This window comes from Streptomyces sp. NPDC003456 (assembly GCF_042878735.1).
Taxonomy (GTDB): domain Bacteria; phylum Actinomycetota; class Actinomycetes; order Streptomycetales; family Streptomycetaceae; genus Streptomyces.
In genome coordinates this window covers 242,817-263,525 of the sequence record NZ_JBIAOK010000007.1, presented here as the reverse complement: position 1 = coordinate 263,525, position 20,709 = coordinate 242,817, and the positions used below count along the sequence as shown (strand labels likewise).

Annotated in this window: 14 protein-coding genes, 1 tRNA gene and 2 pseudogenes; 10 read left to right on the top strand and 7 right to left on the bottom strand. The window is 69.4% G+C overall.

Annotation, left to right across the window (positions count from 1 at the left end; translation table 11 throughout):
* Positions 1-109: 109 nt before the first annotated feature.
* From ACFYWG_RS28610 to ACFYWG_RS28600, 3 genes are read right to left on the bottom strand one after another with little or no spacing between them, the layout of a single operon-like run.
* Positions 110-2,026: an AAA family ATPase gene (locus tag ACFYWG_RS28610; RefSeq protein WP_389204112.1), complete on the bottom strand. Its 1,917-nt coding sequence runs from the start codon at positions 2,024-2,026 to the stop codon at positions 110-112.
* Entirely contained in the window at positions 2,023-2,586 is a 564-nt protein-coding gene (locus ACFYWG_RS28605) for a hypothetical protein (RefSeq protein ID WP_389204111.1), read from the bottom strand. Before ACFYWG_RS28605 ends, ACFYWG_RS28610 begins: the two co-directional genes overlap by 4 nt.
* Positions 2,583-3,944, bottom strand: a complete 1,362-nt coding sequence (locus tag ACFYWG_RS28600) for a hypothetical protein (RefSeq protein WP_389204110.1) — start codon at positions 3,942-3,944, stop codon at positions 2,583-2,585. Before ACFYWG_RS28600 ends, ACFYWG_RS28605 begins: the two co-directional genes overlap by 4 nt.
* A gap of 700 nt (positions 3,945-4,644) precedes the next feature.
* Here ACFYWG_RS28600 and ACFYWG_RS28595 point away from each other — a divergent pair.
* The 4 genes and pseudogenes from ACFYWG_RS28595 to ACFYWG_RS28580 form a co-directional block, all read left to right on the top strand.
* Positions 4,645-4,711, top strand: a tRNA-Arg gene (locus ACFYWG_RS28595).
* 435 nt (positions 4,712-5,146) lie between these two features.
* Positions 5,147-5,713: a Uma2 family endonuclease gene (locus ACFYWG_RS28590; protein WP_389204109.1), complete on the top strand. Its 567-nt coding sequence runs from the start codon at positions 5,147-5,149 to the stop codon at positions 5,711-5,713.
* A gap of 110 nt (positions 5,714-5,823) precedes the next feature.
* Positions 5,824-6,306 carry a hypothetical protein gene (locus tag ACFYWG_RS28585; protein ID WP_389204108.1) on the top strand — a complete coding sequence of 161 codons (483 nt, stop codon included), beginning with the start codon at positions 5,824-5,826 and terminating at the stop codon, positions 6,304-6,306.
* A 290-nt stretch (positions 6,307-6,596) separates the two neighbouring features.
* Positions 6,597-7,274, top strand: a pseudogene (locus ACFYWG_RS28580) (hypothetical protein); the annotation flags it as partial.
* A 158-nt stretch (positions 7,275-7,432) separates the two neighbouring features.
* Here ACFYWG_RS28580 and ACFYWG_RS28575 read toward each other — a convergent pair.
* Positions 7,433-8,617 carry an MFS transporter gene (locus tag ACFYWG_RS28575; protein ID WP_389204107.1) on the bottom strand — a complete coding sequence of 395 codons (1,185 nt, stop codon included), beginning with the start codon at positions 8,615-8,617 and terminating at the stop codon, positions 7,433-7,435.
* Between the two features lie 85 nt (positions 8,618-8,702).
* Between ACFYWG_RS28575 and ACFYWG_RS28570 the strand changes: the two genes are divergently transcribed.
* The 3 genes from ACFYWG_RS28570 (at position 8,703) to ACFYWG_RS28560 (ending at position 11,219) form a co-directional block, all read left to right on the top strand.
* On the top strand, positions 8,703-9,686 hold the full coding sequence (locus tag ACFYWG_RS28570) for an ArsR/SmtB family transcription factor (RefSeq protein ID WP_389204106.1): 984 nt from the start codon (positions 8,703-8,705) through the stop codon (positions 9,684-9,686).
* A 9-nt stretch (positions 9,687-9,695) separates the two neighbouring features.
* Positions 9,696-10,199 carry a glutathione peroxidase gene (locus ACFYWG_RS28565; RefSeq protein ID WP_389204105.1) on the top strand — a complete coding sequence of 168 codons (504 nt, stop codon included), beginning with the start codon at positions 9,696-9,698 and terminating at the stop codon, positions 10,197-10,199.
* A 141-nt stretch (positions 10,200-10,340) separates the two neighbouring features.
* Positions 10,341-11,219, top strand: coding sequence for a MerR family transcriptional regulator (locus ACFYWG_RS28560; RefSeq protein WP_385412429.1), 879 nt, complete (start codon positions 10,341-10,343; stop codon positions 11,217-11,219).
* Between the two features lie 124 nt (positions 11,220-11,343).
* On the opposite strand, the gene ACFYWG_RS28555 is transcribed toward ACFYWG_RS28560, so the two are convergent.
* The 3 genes from ACFYWG_RS28555 to ACFYWG_RS28545 form a co-directional block, all read right to left on the bottom strand.
* Complete coding sequence (locus ACFYWG_RS28555; RefSeq protein ID WP_369194543.1) at positions 11,344-11,535, bottom strand: DUF397 domain-containing protein; 192 nt, start codon at positions 11,533-11,535, stop codon at positions 11,344-11,346.
* A 196-nt stretch (positions 11,536-11,731) separates the two neighbouring features.
* Positions 11,732-12,589, bottom strand: coding sequence for a helix-turn-helix domain-containing protein (locus tag ACFYWG_RS28550; protein WP_376326842.1), 858 nt, complete (start codon positions 12,587-12,589; stop codon positions 11,732-11,734).
* Between the two features lie 248 nt (positions 12,590-12,837).
* The gene (locus ACFYWG_RS28545; RefSeq protein WP_376326844.1) at positions 12,838-13,593 is read right to left on the bottom strand and encodes a GPP34 family phosphoprotein; all 756 of its coding nucleotides are present in this window, start codon (positions 13,591-13,593) and stop codon (positions 12,838-12,840) included.
* 238 nt (positions 13,594-13,831) lie between these two features.
* Here ACFYWG_RS28545 and ACFYWG_RS28540 point away from each other — a divergent pair, with 238 nt between their 5' ends.
* From ACFYWG_RS28540 to ACFYWG_RS28530, 3 genes and pseudogenes are all read left to right on the top strand, one after another.
* Positions 13,832-16,771, top strand: coding sequence for a D-alanyl-D-alanine carboxypeptidase (locus tag ACFYWG_RS28540; RefSeq protein ID WP_389204104.1), 2,940 nt, complete (start codon positions 13,832-13,834; stop codon positions 16,769-16,771).
* 198 nt (positions 16,772-16,969) lie between these two features.
* On the top strand, positions 16,970-18,856 hold the full coding sequence (locus ACFYWG_RS28535; protein ID WP_389204103.1) for an MFS transporter: 1,887 nt from the start codon (positions 16,970-16,972) through the stop codon (positions 18,854-18,856).
* A gap of 228 nt (positions 18,857-19,084) precedes the next feature.
* Positions 19,085-20,639: pseudogene (locus ACFYWG_RS28530) on the top strand (sodium:solute symporter family protein).
* The last annotated feature ends 70 nt before the right edge of the window (positions 20,640-20,709 follow it).

Genomic DNA, 20,709 nt, shown 5'->3' with positions numbered 1-20,709 from the left:
GCAGCAGTACCGACGGCCCAGCACGATACTGGCGTTGTGTCGCCAACCCAGCCCAGCAATGCTTACCCGCATCTTCTAAGCGCTTGGGCGTGCACCCTGTGCGAGTCGACTAAGCAGACACCAACGGCTTAACGCTTCCCTTCCCTGGATGCTTAATTGAGCTGATTGTTGGCTTTTTGTAGCTAAAGTCGATCTCGGCATAGTCCTTTCGGTATGCCGCGGGGAGGGCATGGTCAGCAATGATTATCTGAACACGCCCTTCGTTCGCCTGCGCCAGCGTCACCAGTCGCCGATAAAGCCCAGAGGTGAGGTCTTGTTCCTCATTCAGGGCTAGACGAGGACTGTCGATGAGCAGGAAGGTGGGGTATGGAACGTCGCCCTCTCGCAGGGCCACCGCGATGAGAGCCGTCCAATAGGCAACTTGAGTGGCAGTCACGATGCCACCACCTCTGGAAAACTGCCGGAATGGCTTGCCATTTAGAAGAGGGAGGTAGTTCGTTTCGTGGATGCTAGCTTCTTCGACTCCCGGAATCTGCAGATCATAGACAACTCTGTTAAATTCTCGGGAAATCTCGCGAACGATGTATGCGCGCCGAGTCTTCAGGTGCGCCTCTCTCTGCTCGATCGCACGAACAAGTCGTTCGTATTCCTTTCTTAGTTCCTCCTCTGTTCGGGCGAGATCGGAGACCCGATCCCATTGCTGCAAGACATTCTCGAAATGCTCTTGCGCAGTGCGCGCCGCCGCAATCTTCTCCGACATGTCTGTATACGCCTGCAGTCGCGGGCTGACACGATTAGCCGTCCGTGCATCGATCGCGGCTTCAAGATGACGCACAAGTTTCTGTCGGTCGAGAATCAACTGTCGCGCATTATGCGTTTGCTGCTCAACAAACGCTAGCTGCTTCTCCATTTCTTCCAGTTGGTCTTTTAGTTGCACTGTCTCGTAATGGTCGAGTTCGTCCGTGGACGCAGCCTCATCCGGTAGGAGGCAGAGCCTGCAATGCCCCTGTGGCACTTCGCGGTTCTTGATTGCCTGCATGCATCGAGGGCAGGTGGTGAACTCGATTTGCGCTAGCCGCTCCCCCGCGTCGCGCATGCGGTTAAGGCGTGCGAGGTCGGAGTTGACTCGATGGCGCTCGTTGGACAATTCCTTTTTCTGCCTGCTGAGATCGACTTCGGCACTGCGAGCATCCGCCAAGCTTCGCTCGGCTTCATTGAGCAGGTCTCGCAGAGCCTGCGTCTCGCGGTCAGTGACAGGGTCGATATCGTCGCGAAGTTGCGCCCTCTGCTCTTCGGCCTCTCGCTGTGCGGTGAGGGCCCTCTCAAGCTCTTGCTGTGCCTCTTCACGACTTTGAGTGTTGCTGTCACGCAAGAACTGAAGAATTTTGCGGTGATGGTCCTCTGCTTCGTCGACTGATCCTTTGAGTATATTTGCTTGAGAGCGACTTTCGAATAGCTCTGGGTCGGCGAGCCCGAAGAGAAGCTTGAACACTGCCTTGCGTTTCGGTTCTAGGTAGGAATCCTGACTTCTCGCGATGTCCCGGTTTATTTCAGATTGCGGAATGTACATGTAGGTGAAGATGTCCGCGAACGTAATACGGGCCCCTGCTTTTGTGCTGCGGCCTGTCTGCGCAGCAGCGCGCATATCGCTAGGAAGTCCCAAACTCGTCATGAGAAGTGTGTTGAGGCTGGGTTCACCTGACTTCACTTGATGGTCTGGAAGTCGATCGCCGGTCACTAGATCTGTGATGCGCACATTGTTCCGTTTTTGCGGGTCGACGTTGCGGGAGAGACGGAACCGTTTGTTGCCGATAGAGAGTTGCAGCGAAAGATCTTGAACGTTATCTGTGACCACTGGGGCGAGCTGCCCATCGCCTCCAAGACCCCACTTGATCAACTCAAGGAGTGTTGTCTTGCCAACCCCGGTGGGGCCGGCCAAGACGGTGATGTCAGATGGAAAGTGATACTCCACCGGACCCTCGATAGAGTGGATGGTCACCCTTTCAAGGCGGAACTTTGTGGTCACTGAATTACCTCCCTGTGGGGGCGGTCCATTAGATCTGCCAGCCGCTCATAGATGAGGTCTTTCAGCATGTTCCCGGTCATATTTGCCGAGGCTTCTGCCACTGCCTCGCACCGTTCTGTGACGGATTCCCACGCTTCTGTATTGGCCAGATCCGCAGCCAGCCTTTTTCCTTGCGGCGTCGGGATCAAAGCCACGCTTCCTCTACGGCCCTTGGCATAGCGAAGTAGACCACGTCCCACGAGTGCACCAATGATGGCGTAATAGCGGTCGTCCCATGGTCCATATTTATATCGAGTCATCGGCGCCTCGACTTCGGTAGGTGCTGCCAATTCCTCAGGAGCCAGTGCCAGCCGTTCATCGCGAGGACTAAGAGGGTCGAGGACCGTCGAGGCCAAGGCTGGATAGCGCAAAAGGAAGTCGAGCTTAGCCAACTTAGTGAGACCGTCGAGCTTGCCGTTGTGGCCAGCAGCGCCGGCCACAGCCGTCACCAGCAGCAGGACACGCGCTTGGTGGTAAGCGAGGTCCTCACGCAACAGGGCACGGTCAAGGGCGTCGCTCATGAGGTTTGCCCCTGTCCTCGTCGGATAGCCTCGATAGCCTGGTCTACGTCGAAACGGTCACTGAACCACACCTTGCACTGGCTGGTCAGTTCACAGAGTCCTCCGAGCAGGAGCTCAGAGTCCATGCCGCTCGGCAAGTCAGCCGGTGGCGATGCTGCAATAAGTCGCTGAACTTCCCCCCAGAAGGCTGGCCCTCGCGGTGCCTCAGAGAGGCTCCTTTGGGTCGCTTCATCACTTATGCGGAGCAGGTAGCGCTCCAGACACGCTTGAGCCACTCGAGCGGTTGGGTTACCGCTGCGCTCCTCGCGCCAGAAGTCTCTGTACTCCTGTGCCAGATGCTCAGCCCGCTCGATGCTGTTGTCAGGGCACTGACCTACTGACATTTTCACAGCGAGCTTCGTGGTGCGCTGAAGGCGAGGGAGCGGCCGGTAGCCGTGGGGCTGAGAGATGGCGGTCCTGACCGCCAAGTCTATGTCCTGCAGTGTGACGATTCGATTGACGAGTGCCCGCTCCAGCTGACCGACGCTGGGTGAAGTCGCACCGATCCTGTACGCCAGCACCGCGGGCAACTTTCCAGTCGGCACGCGCCCTGCCTTGCGCATGCGCGCGTAGAAGATGGCGTGCACTGCGGTCCAAACTGACTCTGGGTCGATGGTGAGCCGCAAGTGGTCACATAAGGGGCGTGCGTACATGTTCGCTGCACCATAGGCAAGGTGATCGCGGAGGAGATTTCCGGCCTCAACATCCAGCACAGCCATGAAGCGGACCACTTGTGCGATTTCCGCACCAGTCGGAGATGGCATGGGTCTCGCAGCCGGCGCCCATCCCAGGGGTAATTCTTTGCAATAGGAGCGAAGCGCCTGACAAAGATCGGTAACGGGTTTGAGGTGCTCATCAGGCACGGTCAGAGGCTGATGAGCGAGTCGAAGCTCTCTTAGCTTTTCCCATGCTTTCTCTAGCTTCTGTACCTCAGGGGACAGGCCAAAGGTAGTGACAACGCGGCAACTGGGAGTTTCGCCGAGAGCGTGCCAGCGGCCGAAGAGGTGAGCCACGCCGCCCGCATCCGCGAGGCTGTTGATGGTCGTGAAGGGCCCAGTGGTCACGTCTCGGTGCTTGGCGGAGACCAGTTCAACTGCATCTCCGTCGATCGCCGCCCAGTCCTCGTGGTACTCACAGACGATTCGGCTGTCCCTGTCCTGAGACGGGCGCCCGTCGCCGTCGAGCGCGTCGAGGTACAAGCGGAGCCCATCCGCAGCTGCCATGGAGGCCTGCCAGTTATACCGGTCGAGGGTGTCGGCACCCGAGTCATCGAGCTGAGGCAGGGATAGAAAAGCCTGCCGTGCGCTCTCCACCTCCACTAGCGACTCCAATGTCACCCCCCGACACACATGGGCTAACTGTGCGTACCCGAGAGCGATCAGTCAAGACACTCGCTTCGCGCACATGTTCTTGTCATCGCGACGCTGCTGGTCAAACGGCGGAGTCTTCAAATGGCACTTGTCGGTGTATTGCAAGGTCCGTCAGTACACCATCGGCCATCATGCCTCTCCGTGGTCCGAGCGATGACGCGTGAGGGCCCACCTCGTTGGCTGACGGGCAGCCGTCGAGCGCTCATCCCTAGGCCGTCCTAGGCCGCTCCACGGTGCCTCAGCGCAGCGGAGGCCGTAGCAGGTGAGTGTCTAACTGCGTGACAACGCTGACGAATAGCGGCGGACGAGCGCGGACGTCTGGCGAGCGTCGCTGCAGGCGAGAGGTACGCCAGCCCAAGACAGCACCCCCGCGTAAGTTGCTTCGGGACGAAGAGGTCACCACCCAAGATCTCACCACCACGCTTCCGCCGGCGCGGCTTGCTCTGGACGACGGCATGGCAGCGTGGCTGAGGCCGGTGGGGTGCAGCGAGGCACACGCGTGCGTGATCGGTCGGCGCACCCGCCGCCGTGGCTGACTGTCGTCGGCTGAGGTTCGTGCCACAACCGTGCCAGATCTAGGGGTCAGCCATGGTCAACAGCGGTTGAGCGCGGTCGAGTTGTATGCCACTGCGTCAGGTATCGAATCCCCAGCTCAGTGGTATGGTCCCCCCGCCTCTCTCCTAAAGCGGGTGTCGCAGGTTCGAATCCTGCCGGGGGCACCGCGCATTACGGCTCCGACCTGGGACTTTTCCCTGGGCAGGGCTCCTGCTCGGCCTCGGACTCCTCGTCCGGGGCCGTTTGCGTGAGCGGTCGGGGCGTCCAAGGAGGTCATGAGCGGGGACGGAAGAGTCGCGCTTCTGTCTGCTCGCCGTGTCCGCCTGCGGCTCTGCCCCCGAGGGTTCCCGACGGTCACGTCGCCGGGTAGTTCAGCGCTCACCGGTGTGATCAGCAGGTCAATGGTGCCGCCGACCGTGTACCGATCCTCTGGCGACGGATCCACCGCGCCGGTCTCCCACTTGGTCGTGGGTTTGCTGATCGGATGGCGGCCGACGGGAGAGAGCACATGGGAGATCAGCGTGCCGGAAGGACGGCAGACCGTACGCTGAATCCCGCGGGATCGGGCCCGCAGCACAGTGTCCGGGAGGTGCCTCATGACGGCCGAGATGGTGGCCCCGGCATGGATGCATGAGCAGATCACGGCGGAGCAGTACGACTCCTGGTCCGAGGAGCAGTGCGCCGGTATCGAGATCGTGGACGGGATGGTCGTCGTGAGTCCGAGCGCGTCCAAGCGGCCCAACCGGCTCGCTCGGATTCTGGCGAACGCCCTGGATGCCGCCGCGGGCCCGCAGTGGAACGCCGACACGGACTTCGACGTCCGGCTTCAGGACGTCCCGCTCACCAATCCCCGCCCGGACGTCGTCGTGTACCGCGCAGACACGATCGACATCACCCCCACTCGCCCCGAGCACGTGCTGCTCGTCGCGGAGGTGGTGTCGCCCGGCTCGGAGACCACCGACCGGATCGTGAAGGTCGACCAGTACGCCAAGGCAGGCATCGCCTTCTACTGGCGGATCGAGCAGGCCGCGACAGGCGTTCCGCTCGTGTACACCTACGTTCTCGACCCCGCGACGAAGACCTACCGGGACGGAGACGTGTTCACCGGCGTCCTCAAGGTGGTGGCCCCCTTCCCGGTGGAGATCGACCTCGGCCAGATCTGACCCACGCGCTACTCAGCAACCGGCAGCGCGTGAGCGACGGGTGTCTTCCGGGTGTGTACGTGAGTACGCGTGCTCATGACCGCGGCCGGTGCGGCGTCGATGCTGGGGGCATGAAGACACGGGGAATGCTCGGTGCCGCCGGAGCTGCGGTCGTGGGTGGAGTGCCTGTCGCCGCCTGGGGGTTGATGGGGCGGCAGGACTACGACGGGCTGCCTGCCGACGAGTTGGACTACGCGTTCCAGCCGTGGGACGTGGGGGACGGGGTGGCCGCGGTCGTCGGGGGCATCGGGTTGCTGGTCGCGGTGGCCGGCGCCGTGGTGCTGGCGCGGGGTGCCCGAAGGGGTGCGATGGATCCGCGGTGGTGGAGTGTCGTCGGGCCGCTGGTGGTGGTCGGGCTCATGGCCGGCGCGGGGTGGCGGATCCTGACGGCGGGGGTCGTCGGGGCGAACATCGGGGCCGGGCTGGTCATCATCCTGGGTGCGCCGGTTGCCGCTGCGCTGGTGGTGTGGGCCCTGGCACGGAGCGTGTGGCTTGTCGCCGGGCGGCGTGGGCGTGGCGGCGGGAGGGGGCGCGTCGCCTCCCACGGGGTGTAGCGCAGGGCGGGTGAGGGCCGGTTGCGCAGGTCTCCGCGCCCCTTCCGTCGGCCTCCTCCACGGCGCTCAACCTTCCCGGTTGCTCGTCGCGGTGCCCAGGTCCCCACGCCCCTTCCGTCCGCGTCCTCCACGGCATCCAACCTCCCCGGCGGGCCGGAGCCGTGCGCAGGTCCCCGCGTCCCTTCCATCGGCCCCCTCCACGGCGCTCAACCTCCCCCTGTCCCTACAGGCGTCACCCGTCCGGGGTGGTCCGGCGGAGTCTGACTGATACGCCGTTGGATAATCAGGGCATGTCCCTCCCCGCCGGCTCCCCCGAGCCCTGTCTTCGGCTCGTCGGTGATCTCGTCGCGGTCGGGGAGGCGTACGGGCTCGTCCTGGCCGGGGGGTACGGGATGGTGGCTCATGGGCTCGCCGCGCGCGGGGGCGGGCAGGTGGACGTCGCCACCGAGCATCCCGCCGCGATGGACGACATCGCCGGTGCCGTACGGACCGGGCTCGTGGCGCGCGGCTGGCTGGTGCGGACGCTGGAGAGCGATCCGCTGTCCGCCGGTTTCCTCGTGACGGACGCGGCGACCGGGCACGCGTGCGGGGTCTCCCTCCGCAAGGAAGTGCTGTGGCGTCCGCCGGTGCGGACCGGGCTCGGACCTGCGCTGTCGCTGGAGGACCTCGCCGGCATCCGGGTGCGCGACCTGGCCGATCAGGGCCTCGCCCGGGACGTGGTGCACGTCCACGCCGTGTCCTCCCGCTGGAGCCGTCCGGAACTGGAGGAACTCGCCCGCCGGCACGCCCCGGACACGTTTGATCTGACCGACCTCCAGGCCCGGCTCACCGGCACCGACTGGCTCGACGACCGGGCCTTCGTCGCGGAGGGTGCCGAGCCCGAGGCCGTCGCCGGGCTGCGCCGCTGGGCCCAGGAGTGGGCCGACGACATCGCCGAGCGCCTCATCGAGGGCGAGGCCCCCGAGGACGGCGCCGAGCAGGACGGTTCCCTGACCGACGGGGCAGGAGGAGACGGTGCCGCAGAGAACGGTGCTGCACGCGACAGCCCTCCACGAGACGGCGTCGAAGAGGACCGTCCTTCCGGCGGAGGTTCCGCGGACCGGGGTTGAGGGTGCCCCCTCCTCCCTCAGCCCGGCACCGTCGCCGGCCGCCTGAGGGTCCGTCCGTCCGCCGTCATCAGCAGCAGCGTCACGACCGCCGAGGCCGCGGCCATCGCCGTCATCGCCGCTGCCGGGGAGGTCAGTTGGGCGATCGAGCCGGCCAGGGCCGCCGCCACGCCCTGCATGGTGAGCATGCCGGCCGAGTGCAGCCCGAGCGCGTGGCCCGTCAGGGTGTCGGGGGTCAGTTCCACCAGGCGTTCCTGCTGGACCAGGCTCGCGCCGAAGCCGACCGAGGCCAGCGTCACTGCGGCGGCCGCCAGCGGCAGGGGCGGCAGCAGCAGGAACGGCACGTACGGGAGGGCCAGGAGCAGCAGGAGCGGGAAGCCGAGGCGCCTGCGCAGGCCCGGCGGCAGCAGCCGGCCCACCAGGACGTCACCGGCCAGCATGCCCAGCGCGGCGCAGGCGAACAGCGTGCCGGCGGACTCCGGGGCGTAGGAGACGTACAGGGATTCGCAGCCGACGACCAGGCCGTTGGGGATCCACACGGCCAGATAGACCTGGCGGCGGGGCGGGGACGACCAGAGCAGGGCGTTGGCGTGCCAGGTCGCCCGTACCGAGGGGCGGCCCGTGGCCCGGGGCGGCCGGACGGTCAGGCCGAGGCGGAGGATCACCGCCGCCGCGAGGTACAGGGCGGCGGCCACCAGCAGGGACGTCCGCGGGGAGAGCAGGGCGACGAGGGCGCCGCCGGTGGCGTACCCGGCGATCTGCATGAGGCCGCTCATCATGTTGAACACGGACCGGCCGAGCAGGTAGCCGTCCTTGGTGAGGATCTCGTTCAGCAGGCCCCAGCGCACTCCCCCGCCGACGGACTCCACCAGCCCTCGGGCCAGGACGATCGCGAACAGCGCCCCGACGGACAGGCCCGGCAGGGCCAGGGCCGCCGTGGCCGCGGCGAACAGCAGGGCCAGGGCGGTCAGGGCGGCGCGCGGGGGCAGGCGGTCGGCGGCGGAGAGCAGGAGCGAGGCGCCCAGCACCTGCACCAGCGACGAGCCGAACATGCTCACCGCGGACAGCAGCGGCGAGCCGGTCGCCCGGTACACCAGGGTGCCCAGGGCGAGCCCGCCCATGGTCTGCGCGACGGTCTGCGCGGACGCGGCGACGAAGAAGGGGGTGAACTCGGGCGTGCGGAACAGTTCGCGGTAACTGCGCATGCCCGGAGTCTCCGGGCGGCCCGCGGGGCGGGGTTAATGTTTCGCGCACACGCGAAACGACGAGGACACGGCCGGGAGGGTGCCCGTGGGCTGGTGGCAGATCAACGCCGACACCCTGGCCGGGAGCCGGTTCGTGATCTCGCCGTTCGCCGAGGTCTTCGGGTGCCTGCGCCTGCTGAAGGGGGCCCGGGCCGCGCACCCCGGCGAGCGGAGCTGGCTCGATGCCCACCTCCCCGCCTACCGGGCGCGCCTGGCGCGGGACCCGGTGACCGCACGGCTCGTGGAGGCCGGGATCGGGACGGAGTGGACGGCCGACTTCCTCGCCCCCGCGCCCTGCGACGGCGAGACCTTCGAGCAGGGGGTGGCCCGGGTGCGGGCGGCCTGCCCGCGGCAGGCCCGGGCCGATCTGACCGTCTCCCTGCGCGGTCCGGTCCCCGCGATCCTGCGGCGGGACGACCTGCCCGAGCGGGCCGCGGACCTGCTGACGTTCGTCTGGGAGGCGGCGGTACGGCCGTACTGGCCGCACCGCCGGCGGATCCTCCAGGCCGATGTGGTCGCCCGGACCGCCCAGGTCAGCAGGGGCGGGTGGGCGTCCGCGCTGGACACCCTGCGGCCGGGGACGCGCTGGCTGGGGGAGAACCGGTTGCAGGTCAACGCGCACGAGTACCCGCCGCGTGAGCTCTCGGGCGCGGAGCTGGTGTTCGTGCCGATCACCACCCAGCGCATCGGCTGGGTGTCGTGGGAGGGCAGGGACCGCTACGCGCTGGTCTACCCGTGCGCCGGGGCGCTCGCCGATCCGGGCGGCGCACCGGTGCCCGCGAGTCTCGGCGCGCTGCTGGGCACGGCCCGCGCCGGGGTGCTGGTCCGGCTGGCCTCGCCCCTGAGCACGAGCCAGCTGGTGGCGGTGACGGGGCAGGGGCTCGGCTCGGTGGGCCGGCATCTGCGGGTGCTGCTCGACGCGGGGCTGGTGGCGCGGACGCGGGCGGGCCGTTCGGTGCTGTACGCGCGGACGGCGGCCGGGCAGGCCCTGGTGGAGGCCCAGCACCGGCCCGGCACCGGCCGGAGCTAGGGTCTGCCCATGACGACTTCCAACGTGTCCTCTCCCCTCGACGTCGAGATCGGCGCCCTCCAGGGCGGTTCCGCCGACCTGTCCCAGTACGCGGGCCGTGCGGTGCTCGTGGTGAACGTGGCCTCCAAGTGCGGCCTGACCCCGCAGTACGCGGGACTGGAGCGGCTGCAGGAGCAGTACGCCGGGCGCGGCTTCACCGTCCTCGGCGTGCCCTGCAACCAGTTCCTCGGGCAGGAGCCCGGCAGCTCCGAGGAGATCGCCGAGTTCTGCTCGGCCACGTACGGCGTGACCTTCCCGATGACCGAGAAGGTCGACGTGAACGGCGAGGGCCGGCACCCGCTGTACGAGCGCCTGACCGGGTTCGCCGACGCCGAGGGGCACAGCGGGGACATCCGCTGGAACTTCGAGAAGTTCCTCGTCGGCCGGGACGGGCACATCGTGGCCCGCTTCTCCCCGCAGACCGAGCCGGAGTCGCCGGAGGTCGTCGCGGCGATCGAGGCCCAGCTGGCCTGACGCCCGCACCGGCCCCTGCCGCCGGGCTCTTCCTCGTGGCTGCGCCTCGCCCTCGGGGCCGGCCCCGCCCCTGCGGGGTGGCTTGACCTTGCCCCTGGGGCAGGCCGCAGCGTTCTCCTCGTCGGGCGGAACGGCCGCCCGATGACGGAGGATGCGGCTGTGGACGTACCGGACGGGGAGCTGCTGACCATCGGCGCGTTCGCCGCGCGGGCCCGGCTGTCGCCCAAGGCCCTGCGGCTGTACGACCGGCTGGGCCTGCTGGCCCCGGCGCGCGTGGACGAGGCCACCGGCTACCGCTACTACCGGGCCGGGCAGATCGAACGGGCCCGGCTCGTGGCGCTGCTGCGGCAGCTGGACATGCCGCTCGCCCGGATCGCCGAGGTACTGGCGGCGGGCGACGGCCCCGCGGCGGCGGACCTGATCGGCGCGTACTGGGCGGACGTCGAGGCGGCGCTGGCCGGCCGGCGCACGCTCGCCGCCTACCTCCGTGGACGGCTGTCGGGGAGGAGCTCCGAGATGTACGGGAAGTTCGCGGTGGAGACGGTGGACGTGCCGGCTCAGGTGGTGGTCACCGAGAAGCGGCACACGCTGGCGGACGAGCTGCCGGCGTGGATCGGCGCGGCGCTGGGCCGCCTGGAGGAGGCGGCCCGGGAGTGCGGGGGCGTGGCCGGTGTGCCCTACGTCGCCTACCACGCCGAGGTGTCCATGGAGAGCGACGGCCCGGCCGAGGCGTGCGTGCCGGTCGCCGACGAGGCGGCCGCCCGCCGGTGGGCGGAGCGGCACGGGCGGACGTGGGAGACGGCGGTACGGGTGGAGCCGGCCGGACGGCTGGCGTACACCAGGATCACCAAGGCGCAGGTGGCGCACCCGCAGATCCTGGCCGCGTTCGAGGCGGTGGAGGAGTGGATCGCCGCACGGGGACTCACCCCGGCCGGTCCCTGCCGGGAGGTGTACTTCGCGGACTGGGCGGCGGCGCGGCCCGAGGACCCGGTGTGCGACGTGGCGTTCCCGGTGTGCTGAAGCATCCGGTGTCCGGAAGCCCCTCGCCGCCCCCCCTGCACAAGCGGAGCCCCCTCGGCTAGGACGGCGATGCTGGTCGAGAGGGCTCGGTCGGTTGGTGCTTGTGCTGTCGTGGTGCCGCGGCTCAGACCTTGACCGAGGCCACGAAGGCGCTCCACGCGTCGGCGGGGAACGCCAGCTTGGGGCCCTCGGGGATCTTGGTGTCCCCGAGCTCCAGGGCCTCTTCGACGGTCGACCTGACCATCACACAGGCGCCGTTGTTGTTGGTGTAGGAGGACGTCGTCCACGTTTCCGTGGCGCCCAGACGAATAGCCATGATCGCTCCGTAGCCAGTTGCGTTTACGCCAACCCGTGCTGGTGGTTGGCGTGATCGACGCTACTCGCCCGCCTCATCGTTCGGAGCAGTCATTCACTCGACCGGATGGCATATTCCAGAGGAGACTTCCAGTCGGCCCTGTCAGAGGTGTAGCATCCCGCGACTCGCCAGTCGGAAGGTCATCCTCCGGTGCCCGTCAGCGTGCGTAGTCCTTGGCCAGACGCTCGATGAGCTGCCGGGACTGGTCCACGTTCAGCGCCTGGGCGCGCAGGTGCTCGTACATCACCGTGTACTTCTGCACGTCGAGCGGCTTCTCCAGGTACAGGTCGCTGGTGACGCCCTCGATGTAGACGACGCTGGAGTCGGCCGCGTCGGCGAACTCCAGGATGGAGTACTGGCCGTTGATGCCCGCGTGCGCGCCGACCTCGAACGGCAGGACCTGCACGGTGATGTGGGGCAGCTGCGACATCTCGATGAGGTGCTCCAGCTGTTCGCGCATCACCGGGCGGCTGCCCACGACCCGGTGCAGGGACGCCTCGTCCAGCACCACCCACAGCCGCAGCGGCTCCGTCTCGGCGGTGATGCGTCCCTGCCGGCGCAGCCGGACCTCGACGCGCTTGTCGTTGTCCGCCTCCGACGCCTCGGGCGAACCGCCCCTGATGATGGCCTCGGCGTAGGCGCGGGTCTGCAACAGGCCCGTGATGATCTGGGGTTCGTAGACGCGCAGCGACTCGGCGTCCGTCTCCAGGCCGATGTAGACGCTGTACGGGATGTCGCCGAACGCGTGCCACCAGCCCTGCTGGCGCGAGTCCTTGGCCATCTGCATCAGCGACTCGACGATCCGCTGGTCCTCGACCTCGTAGACCCCGCACAGGTCGCGCACGTCGCGCTGGCTGATGCTGCGCCGCCCGTTCTCCAGCCGGCTGATCTTCGACTGGGACACCAGCAGCCGCTCGGCGACCTCTTCGGCCGTCATGCCCTTGAGCTCCCGGAGCCTGCGGAGCTCCTGGCCGAGCCGGCGCCTCCGGACGGTGGGATTGACATTGGACGCCACGGGACGTGCACCTCCGGCTGCGTGCCTCTACTTTGCGTATCTGCTGTTGAGCAGACTGCCACCAAGGTGCTTCCTACCGCTGGGAAACGGTGGATATCCGACGGGTACACGCCAGTTCGGCGACACGCCCGAGCGGGGCGGCGAGAGCCGGTGCTCTCGCCGCCCCGCTCGGACAGCGGCTCCCGTGACCGGGCTCGTGGGGTCCCGTGAGGCGTACCGGTCGTGGGTGGTGCGGTCGGTGCGGTCCGTCAGTGGACCGCGGCGCGCGCCATGCTTCCGTGGCGCGGCTGCATCGGAACGCCCCGGGCCGGTTCGGGCACGGGCCTGGGTCCGCCCGCGGCCTGGCGGCCCGGCGGGGCGGGGTTGCGGCGCGGCTGAGCACCGACGCCGTTCTGGACGTCCATCACGGCGTGCGCGACGAGGCCGCCCATGGGGTCGTGCCTGATCAGGTCCCTGAGCCGGGAGCGCGAGGAACGTCCCTCGTTGCCCGGGTACAGGTGCTTGCCGAGGCCGACCGCGTGGGCCAGGGCGGCGAGCGCCGCGGTCCGCGGGTCCGGCGGTACGCCGGTGCGGATCGCGGAGTCCAGCCGGGCCCTGATCTCCCGGCTGATCTCGGTGTCCGTCGCCTGGTAGCGCGTCGTCGGCAGCACCCCGCACATCTGGCCCGCCACGGCATGCACCATGCCGCACCGCTCCAGGTGCGAGAGGTAGGTCTGACGGAGCCCCAGTCGGGGTCCGCCGATCCAGTGGACGGCCCGTACCGGAGCGCCGCGCCTTCGCAGCAACTCCAACGCGCAGTCCAGAGTCGGATCTCCGGTCGGCCGTGGTACGACCACGGCGATACGATCCCCGTCCGGGGCTATCCGTCCGGCCAGCGCCAGCTCCACTAGCTGTGCTCCGGCCAGACCCAGGTCGAGCGACTGCGGCTGTGCAGTGGTACCCGTGGCCGGGTCCAACGCCAGCAGCAGAAGCTCCTCCGGAAGTGTTCTGCGGCTCCTGCCCATCCATGCCTCCCCGCGTGGATGAATGACAGGGTGACCCCTCTCACATTGGTCTGTCGAGAGTGCGTGACCGGTTCGTAGTGGAACCAGTAGGTATGTCGTTCTCGTCTACCGGATGGATCTGGTCCGCGCACAGGACACTGGTACATGGTTTCGGACAGCGCCCGGTGTGCGGTGGCAGGGCGGCGGTAGACGGTTCGGTACGCGTACGCGGGTGGTGCGGCGCGAGGAGGAGGCATCGGTGGCGGGCGAGTCCCCCGACAGGTCGAAGCAGCGCGAGTCGTCGGCAGAACCGACGTCGGGGAGCGCGGGTCCGGTTCCCGGGGCCAGGAGCGAGTCCGCCGATCCGCGGCTCGCGGTGGCCCGGGACACGAAGAGTGCGAGGACTTCCTCCGCGGCCCGGGGCGGCGGCGTCGACACGGCGACGCGCGTGCTGTCCGTCCGGGCGGACGCGGACGCTGCCCCGGACGCGGACGCGGACGCTCACACGGACGCGGACGCTGACACGGACGCGAAGGCCGCACCGGCCGGAGCGGAGCGTGCGGAGCGTGCGGAGCGTGCGGAGCGTGCGGAGGCCGACTCGGGCGGGTCCGACGCGACTGCTGCGACGGACACCAGCGCCGCGACCGACGTGACCGATCCGGCCGACGGGGCCGAGGCGTCCGACGCCGCGGGGGACGCCGAGCGGGCCGAGGGCGACTCCGGTGCGCGCGACGCCGAGCCTGACTCGGGCACGCGCACGGAGGCCGCGAGCGACGACGAGGCGGCCGACGCCGAGGGCTCCGGCGAGCCGGACGACGACGCCCGGTCCCGTGGGCGGGGCGCGGCCGCGTCCACCGGTGAGGGGCGGCTCCGGGACGCCGTCGCCGCGTGGGTCGCCACGGCCGACCAGGACAAGAAGCCCGCCGAGGGCGAGGCCACCGAGGGCGGTGCCGCCGCCACGCGTTCCGCGGCCTCCCGGGGCGACGGGGACGCGGACGAGTCCACCAAGGCCGGCAGCGACGCCGCAGCGGCTCGGGACGAGGACGGTGCGCCGGAGGCGGACCGTTCCGGCGCACCCGGCCCCGCGGTCGCCGCCGGCCCGTCCGAGGGACCCGCCGCCAAGACGGACGAAGCGCCGGGCACGGACGCCACCGACGCCGCCGACGCCGAGGAAGACACCGCCGACGGGCCCTCAGGTCCCGCCGCCGAGACCGACGCGACCCCGGGTACGGACGCCGCCGACGCTCGTGACACCGCCCCAGGCGACGCCGGCAAGCCCGCCGCCCGCTACACCGACCAGCCCACCGCCGTCTTCCGGACCGACGCCAAGCGCTCCGCCGAGGGCCCCGGCAAGGCGGCCCGCGAGGACACCGGCGAGGACGCGGGCGGACCCGGCAAGAGCGGTGGCGACGGCAAGTCCGCCGCGCCGTACGTCGATCAGCCCACCGCCGTGTTCAAGGCCGTACGGCCGCCGGTCGACCAGGCCACCACGATGCTGAAGCTCGGCGACGCGGCCAAGGACGCCCCGAGGAGCGACCGCAAGGCCGGCCCCGGGGACGCCCGGAAGGACACCGCCGACGCCACCCCCGAGGACAACCGGAAGGACGCCCCCGAGGACGCCCCCGAGGGTGCGGCCGGCACCGCGCCCGAGAAGGACGCCGAGCGCACCAGCACGTTCGTCGCGCTCAAGCCGCTGGACGACCCGGCGACGCGGAAGCCCCCGTCGGCGCCGAAGGCGGGCGCGGCGGCAGCCGCGGGCGCGACGACCGCTCCCGGTCAGAAGGCACCGGCCACCCCGGAGCGGAAGGCGCCGGCCGGGCCGGCGAAGGACGCGGCCGGGCGCAAGGCGTCGCCTGCCGAAGCCACCGCCGCCGTCCCCGTGGTCGGGCCGGAGCGGACCACGCAGCAGCCGCTGCCGCCGAAGCCGCCGCTGGACCTGCTGGCCGAGCTGACGAACACACCGCCGCCCCCGGAGACCCCGCTGCGCACCGCCGTGCGCCGGGTGAAGATCTGGACGCCGATCGCGCTGCTCCTGCTGATCGTCTTCGCGGTCGCGCAGAGCCTGCGCCCGCTTCCGGCGCCCACTCTGGACCTCACCGCGAAGGACAGCTACACGTTCGAGGGCGGCAAGGCCGACATCCCCTGGCCGGCCGACGGCCAGGCCGCACTGGACGTCCAGGGCATCGGCACCTTCGGCTCCTCCGGCGAACAGCGGCCCGTGCCGATCGCCAGTGTCGCCAAGGTCATGACCGCCTACGTGATCCTGCGCGACCACCCGCTCAAGAGCGGCGAGGACGGTCCGAAGATCGGTATCGACCAGGCCGCCGAGGACCAGTCCGACGCCGGCCAGGAGTCCACCGTCGACGTCACCAAGGGCGACAAGATCAGTCAGCGGGAGGCCCTGGAGGGCATCCTGATCGCGTCCGCGAACAACGTGGCGCGCCTGCTGGCCCGCTGGGACGCGGGGTCGGAGAAGGCGTTCGTGCAGAAGATGAACGACGCCGCCGAGGACCTCGGCATGAAGAACTCGACGTACACCGACCCGTCGGGGCTGAACAACACCACCGTCTCCACGGCCGTGGACCAGGTGAAGCTCGCCAAGGCGGCCATGCAGCAGCCCGCGTTCCGCGAGGTCGCGGCGATGATGTCGTACGTCGACTACAAGGGCGTCAAGCACGACAACTGGAACCGCCTGGTCGGCTACAACGACGTCACCGGCATCAAGACCGGCACCACCACCTCCGCGCTCGGCAACCTCGTCTTCTCCGCCAAGAAGGACGTGAACGGCGAGACGCGGCGGATCATCGGCGCGGTCGTGCGCCAGCCGGCCGGCGGCCCGGACAACACCATCCTCGGAGCCGCCCTGCACGAGGGCGACAAGCTGATCCGGGCCGCGCAGGGCGCGCTGGAGTCGGCGACGATCCTGAAGAAGGGCGCGGTCGTCGGGTACGCCGACGACGGTCTCGGCGGGCGTACGCCGGTCGTCGTCACGAAGGACGTCACGGCCGTCGGCTGGGCGGGGCTGTCGGTCGAGCTGACGTTCGCCGCGGACGAGCTGCCGCACCAGGCGAAGGCCGGCACGAAGGTGGGCACGCTCACCGTCGGCGACGGGTCCAGCGGTGCCGTGAAGGTCCCGGTGGCCCTCAAGGAGGACCTGGTGGAGCCGGGCTTCGCGGACAAGCTGACGCGCATCGGCTGAGCGCGGGCCGCGGCCCGCGCACCCGCACCCCGTCGGTGGACGGCCCGTCCGGGCCCTGCCCGGCGGGGTGCGTGCTAGCGTCACGAAACGGGGCAGGTCGCCGTGCGCGGCGGCGCGCCGGGGGACCGGGGGGACGAACGGTTCACGGCCGGGGAACACGGGCGAGAACAGAAGACGGGACACGGGGAGTGCCTTCGAGTGGCCACTGCGGAGCCGACACGCGCAGACGACGCCGATCCGGGCCCGGTATCAGGCCCGCGAATAGGCCTGCCCGCAGAACCGGAGGGCGCGCCGCGGGAGACCGCGAGCCCCGGCGACGGTGACACGACCGCGGACGGCGGTGACGGCGGTGACGGCCTGCACCCCGCGGTGCGGACCGTGCGCGCGCGCATGCTGCGCCACCCGGTCCTGTCGATCACGGGCCTGGCCGCGGTGCTCCACGTCGTCTGGTTCTTCAGCTTCGCGAACAGCGGTGGCGATCTGGCCGCGCAGGACGCCTGGGCGGAGTTCGTCGGCCGGCACCCGGACTCGGCGTACAACCTCGCCTGGTACGGCGGCATGCACCCGGTCTCGTACAGCGTGGTGTCGCCGTACCTGATGTCGGTGCTCGGCGTCCGGACGACGATGATGATCGCGGGGACGGTGTCGGCCGGTCTGCTGACGCTGCTGCTGCTGCGTTCCCGTGCGGTCCGCAATCCGCTGTGGGCGTCGCTCGCGGGTGTGTTCGGGCTGTTCTGCAACGCCGTGTCGGGCCGGGTGACCTTCGGCCTGGGCATGATGTTCGCGCTGGCCGCGGTCGCGGTGGTGTTCTGCTGGCCGTACCGGTGGCGGTACAAGCGCTGGGCGAAGGCCCTGTGCGCGGCGCCCCTGGCGGCGCTGGCGACGATGGCGTCCCCGGTGGCGGGCCTGTTCGTGGGTCTGGTGGCGGTGGCGCTGTTCCTGCAGAAGCGGCGGCCCGGGGCCTGGGCGCTGGGGCTGGCGCCCAGCGTGGTGGTGGCGCTGTCCGCGTGGCTGTTCCCGTTCTCGGGGACGCAGCCGATGATCTTCGGCTCCGTGGTGCTGCCGCTGGCGTTCTCCGTCCTGGTCGTCGTGCTGGTGCCGCGCGACTGGAAGACGGTCCGGCTGACGGCGGCGGTGTACGGCCTGGGGGTCGTGCTCGTGTGGCTGATCAGCTCCCAGATCGGCTCCAACATCACGCGGCTGGCCATGCTGTTCGCCGGGGTGGCGCTGGTGGCCGCGCTGCCGTTCACGGTGCCGCGCAGCCGCAGGTGGTACGCGGCGGTGGTCGCCCTCGTCGGCTTCGGCGTGTGGATCGGCTTCAAGACGGTCGACGACATCGTGCACACGGCCCCGGCGGCCTCCTGGTCGCGTGAGCTGGCGCCGCTGGTGAACGAGTTGCAGGAGGTCGGTGCGGAGAAGGGCCGGGTCGAGGTCGTGCCCGCCCGTTCCCACCGCGAGGCCTCCGCCCTGGCCCCGTACGTCAACCTGGCCCGCGGCTGGAACCGCCAGGCCGACATGGAGCGCAACCCCCTCTTCTACGACGACACCCTCAACTCGGCGAACTACCACGAGTGGCTCAAGCGCTGGGCGGTCCACTACGTGGTGCTGCCGAAGGACGAGCCGGACGGCGACGGCGGGGAGCGCGAGCGCGCCCTGGTGCAGCGCGGCCTGCCCTATCTGAACCAGATCTGGGGCGACGCCAACTGGCAGCTGTTCAAGGTGACGGCGCCCACGCCGCTGGCCGAGCCGAACGCGGTGGTCGACCGGGCGGAGCAGGGCGAGATGGTGCTCCAGGTGAAGAAGCCGGGCCGCATCCTGGTGCGCGTGCCGTACTCCCCGTGGCTGAGCATCGTCGACGCGGAGGGCAAGAGCCTGAAGCCGCCGCAGGAGACGGAGGCCTCCAAGGAGCGCCCCGAGGGCGAGCCGAAGTCGTACGTCAACGTCAACGGCTGCCTGGCGGAGACGGAGGAGGACGCGCAGGGCGACAAGTGGACGGAGCTGCTCGCGCCGAAGGCGGGTACCTACCGGCTGGCGGCGCCGTACCAGTTCCCGCGCGGGACGCCCTGCCCGGAGGAACTGCGCTGACCGCTGCTGATCCCGTTCGACCACCGGCACCCCCGGCCTGCCCGACGCAGGCCGGGGGTGTTGTGCAGGGGGGCCCTGACATCGGCCTGGCGTTCATGTAAGTGAACGCGAATCATCTTGACGAACATCTTTGCCTGCTCTTGACCTTCCCCTTGCTTGCCGTGCACACGTCACCGAACCCAGAGTTCACATGCCTGACTGTGGCTCCAGCACCGTGGAAGGGGACTCATGAACGGTCTCGACTGGGCCGTGCTCATCGGCTACTTCGCCGTGATGGTCGCACCGGCGCGTGGACGACGTCGGCGACTTCTTCACGGCCGGCGGCAAGATGCCGTGGTGGCTGTCCGGCATCTCGCACCACATGTCGGGCTACAGCGCGGTGATGTTCACCGGGTACGCGGGCATCGCCTACACCTACGGCGTCACGTCGTTCGTCACCTGGTCCTTTCCGATCGCGCTCGGCATCGCCATCGGCTCGAAGCTGTTCGCGCCGCGCATCAACCGGCTGCGCTCCCGGCTCCACGTGGCCTCCCCGCTGGAGTACCTGAAGAACCGCTACGACCTGAGGACGCAGCAGGCGCTGGCCTGGTCCGGCATGCTGCTGAAGATCGTGGACGTGGGCGCGAAGTGGGCGGCCATCGCGACGCTGCTGTCCGTCTTCACCGGCATCTCGCTCAACCAGGGCATCCTCATCACCGGCGGCATCACCGCGATCTACTGCACGATCGGCGGCCTGTGGGCGGACGCGCTGACCGAGCTCGGCCAGTTCGTCATCCAGCTGCTGGCCGGCGTGGCGATGTTCGTCGCGGTGTTCGTCCGGCTCGACGACCACGGCGGCTTCTTCGGCGTCTGGGACTCCCCTGAGCTCCAGGGCCACGGGAAGCCGCTGGTCGGCCCGTACGGCACGGTGTTCCTGCTGGCGTTCCTCTTCATCAAGCTGTTCGAGTACAACGGCGGCATGCTCAACCAGGCCCAGCGCTACATGGCCACCCCGAACGCCGAGGAGGCCGAGCGGTCGGCCCGGCTGTCGGCGATCCTGTGGCTGGTCTGGCCGCTGGTGCTGTTCTTCCCCATGTGGATGTCCCCGCTGCTGGTCGAGTCGCAGAAGGCGGACGGCTCCGACTCCTACGCGCTGATGACCGGACAGCTCCTGCCGCACGGCCTGCTGGGCCTGGTCGTCGTCGGGTTCTTCTCCCACACGATGGCCATGTGCTCCTCGGACGCCAACGCCATCGCGGCCGTGTTCACCCGGGACTGCGCGCCGGTGATCTGGGCCCGGGCCCGGGCGTGGAACCGGAGCCAGGGGCTGCGGGTCGCCCGGGTCGCCACGGTCGTCTTCCTCGGCCTGTCGATGGCGGCGGCCACCCAGGTCGACTCCCCCGCGTTCCAGGACATCATCACCGTCGTCATCAAGTGGGTGGCCGGCCTGATGGGCCCGATGGCGATCCCGATGATGCTGGGCCTGCTGCGCGCGTTCCGCCGCTCCGGCCCCACCGCGGCGCTGGTCAGCTGGTCGACGGGCCTGTTCGCCTTCTGGCTGGTGAACTACCCGATCAGCTGGAACGTCGAAGGCGGTGTGCCGCTCCAGTACCAGGTGTCGATCCCGCTGGCGGTCTCCCTGGTGCTGTACGTCCTGGTCGGCTACATCAAGCCGGAGGACACCCCCGAGCGCCTCGCCCTCATCGAGAGGATCAACACGGACGGGGACGGAGCGGCGGCGGCAGCGGTGCCGGCCCCGGCCGGGCCGGCGGACGAGGCGGTGCGCACGACGGCCCGCGACTGACGGTTCGCGGACGACCGGGCGGGGGGCTGGCACGTGGCGCTGACGGGCGAGGGCCGTCACCCGCCGCCGG

Coding starts and splice junctions, on each gene's coding strand:
- ACFYWG_RS28555 (WP_369194543.1), bottom strand. CDS start 11,535: ATGGCTATTCGTCTGGGCGCCACGGAAACGTGGACGACGTCCTCCTAC.
- ACFYWG_RS28605 (WP_389204111.1), bottom strand. CDS start 2,586: ATGAGCGACGCCCTTGACCGTGCCCTGTTGCGTGAGGACCTCGCTTAC.
- ACFYWG_RS28585 (WP_389204108.1), top strand. CDS start 5,824: ATGAAGACACGGGGAATGCTCGGTGCCGCCGGAGCTGCGGTCGTGGGT.
- ACFYWG_RS28590 (WP_389204109.1), top strand. CDS start 5,147: ATGACGGCCGAGATGGTGGCCCCGGCATGGATGCATGAGCAGATCACG.
- ACFYWG_RS28565 (WP_389204105.1), top strand. CDS start 9,696: ATGACGACTTCCAACGTGTCCTCTCCCCTCGACGTCGAGATCGGCGCC.
- ACFYWG_RS28545 (WP_376326844.1), bottom strand. CDS start 13,593: ATGGGCAGGAGCCGCAGAACACTTCCGGAGGAGCTTCTGCTGCTGGCG.
- ACFYWG_RS28560 (WP_385412429.1), top strand. CDS start 10,341: ATGACGGAGGATGCGGCTGTGGACGTACCGGACGGGGAGCTGCTGACC.
- ACFYWG_RS28575 (WP_389204107.1), bottom strand. CDS start 8,617: ATGCGCAGTTACCGCGAACTGTTCCGCACGCCCGAGTTCACCCCCTTC.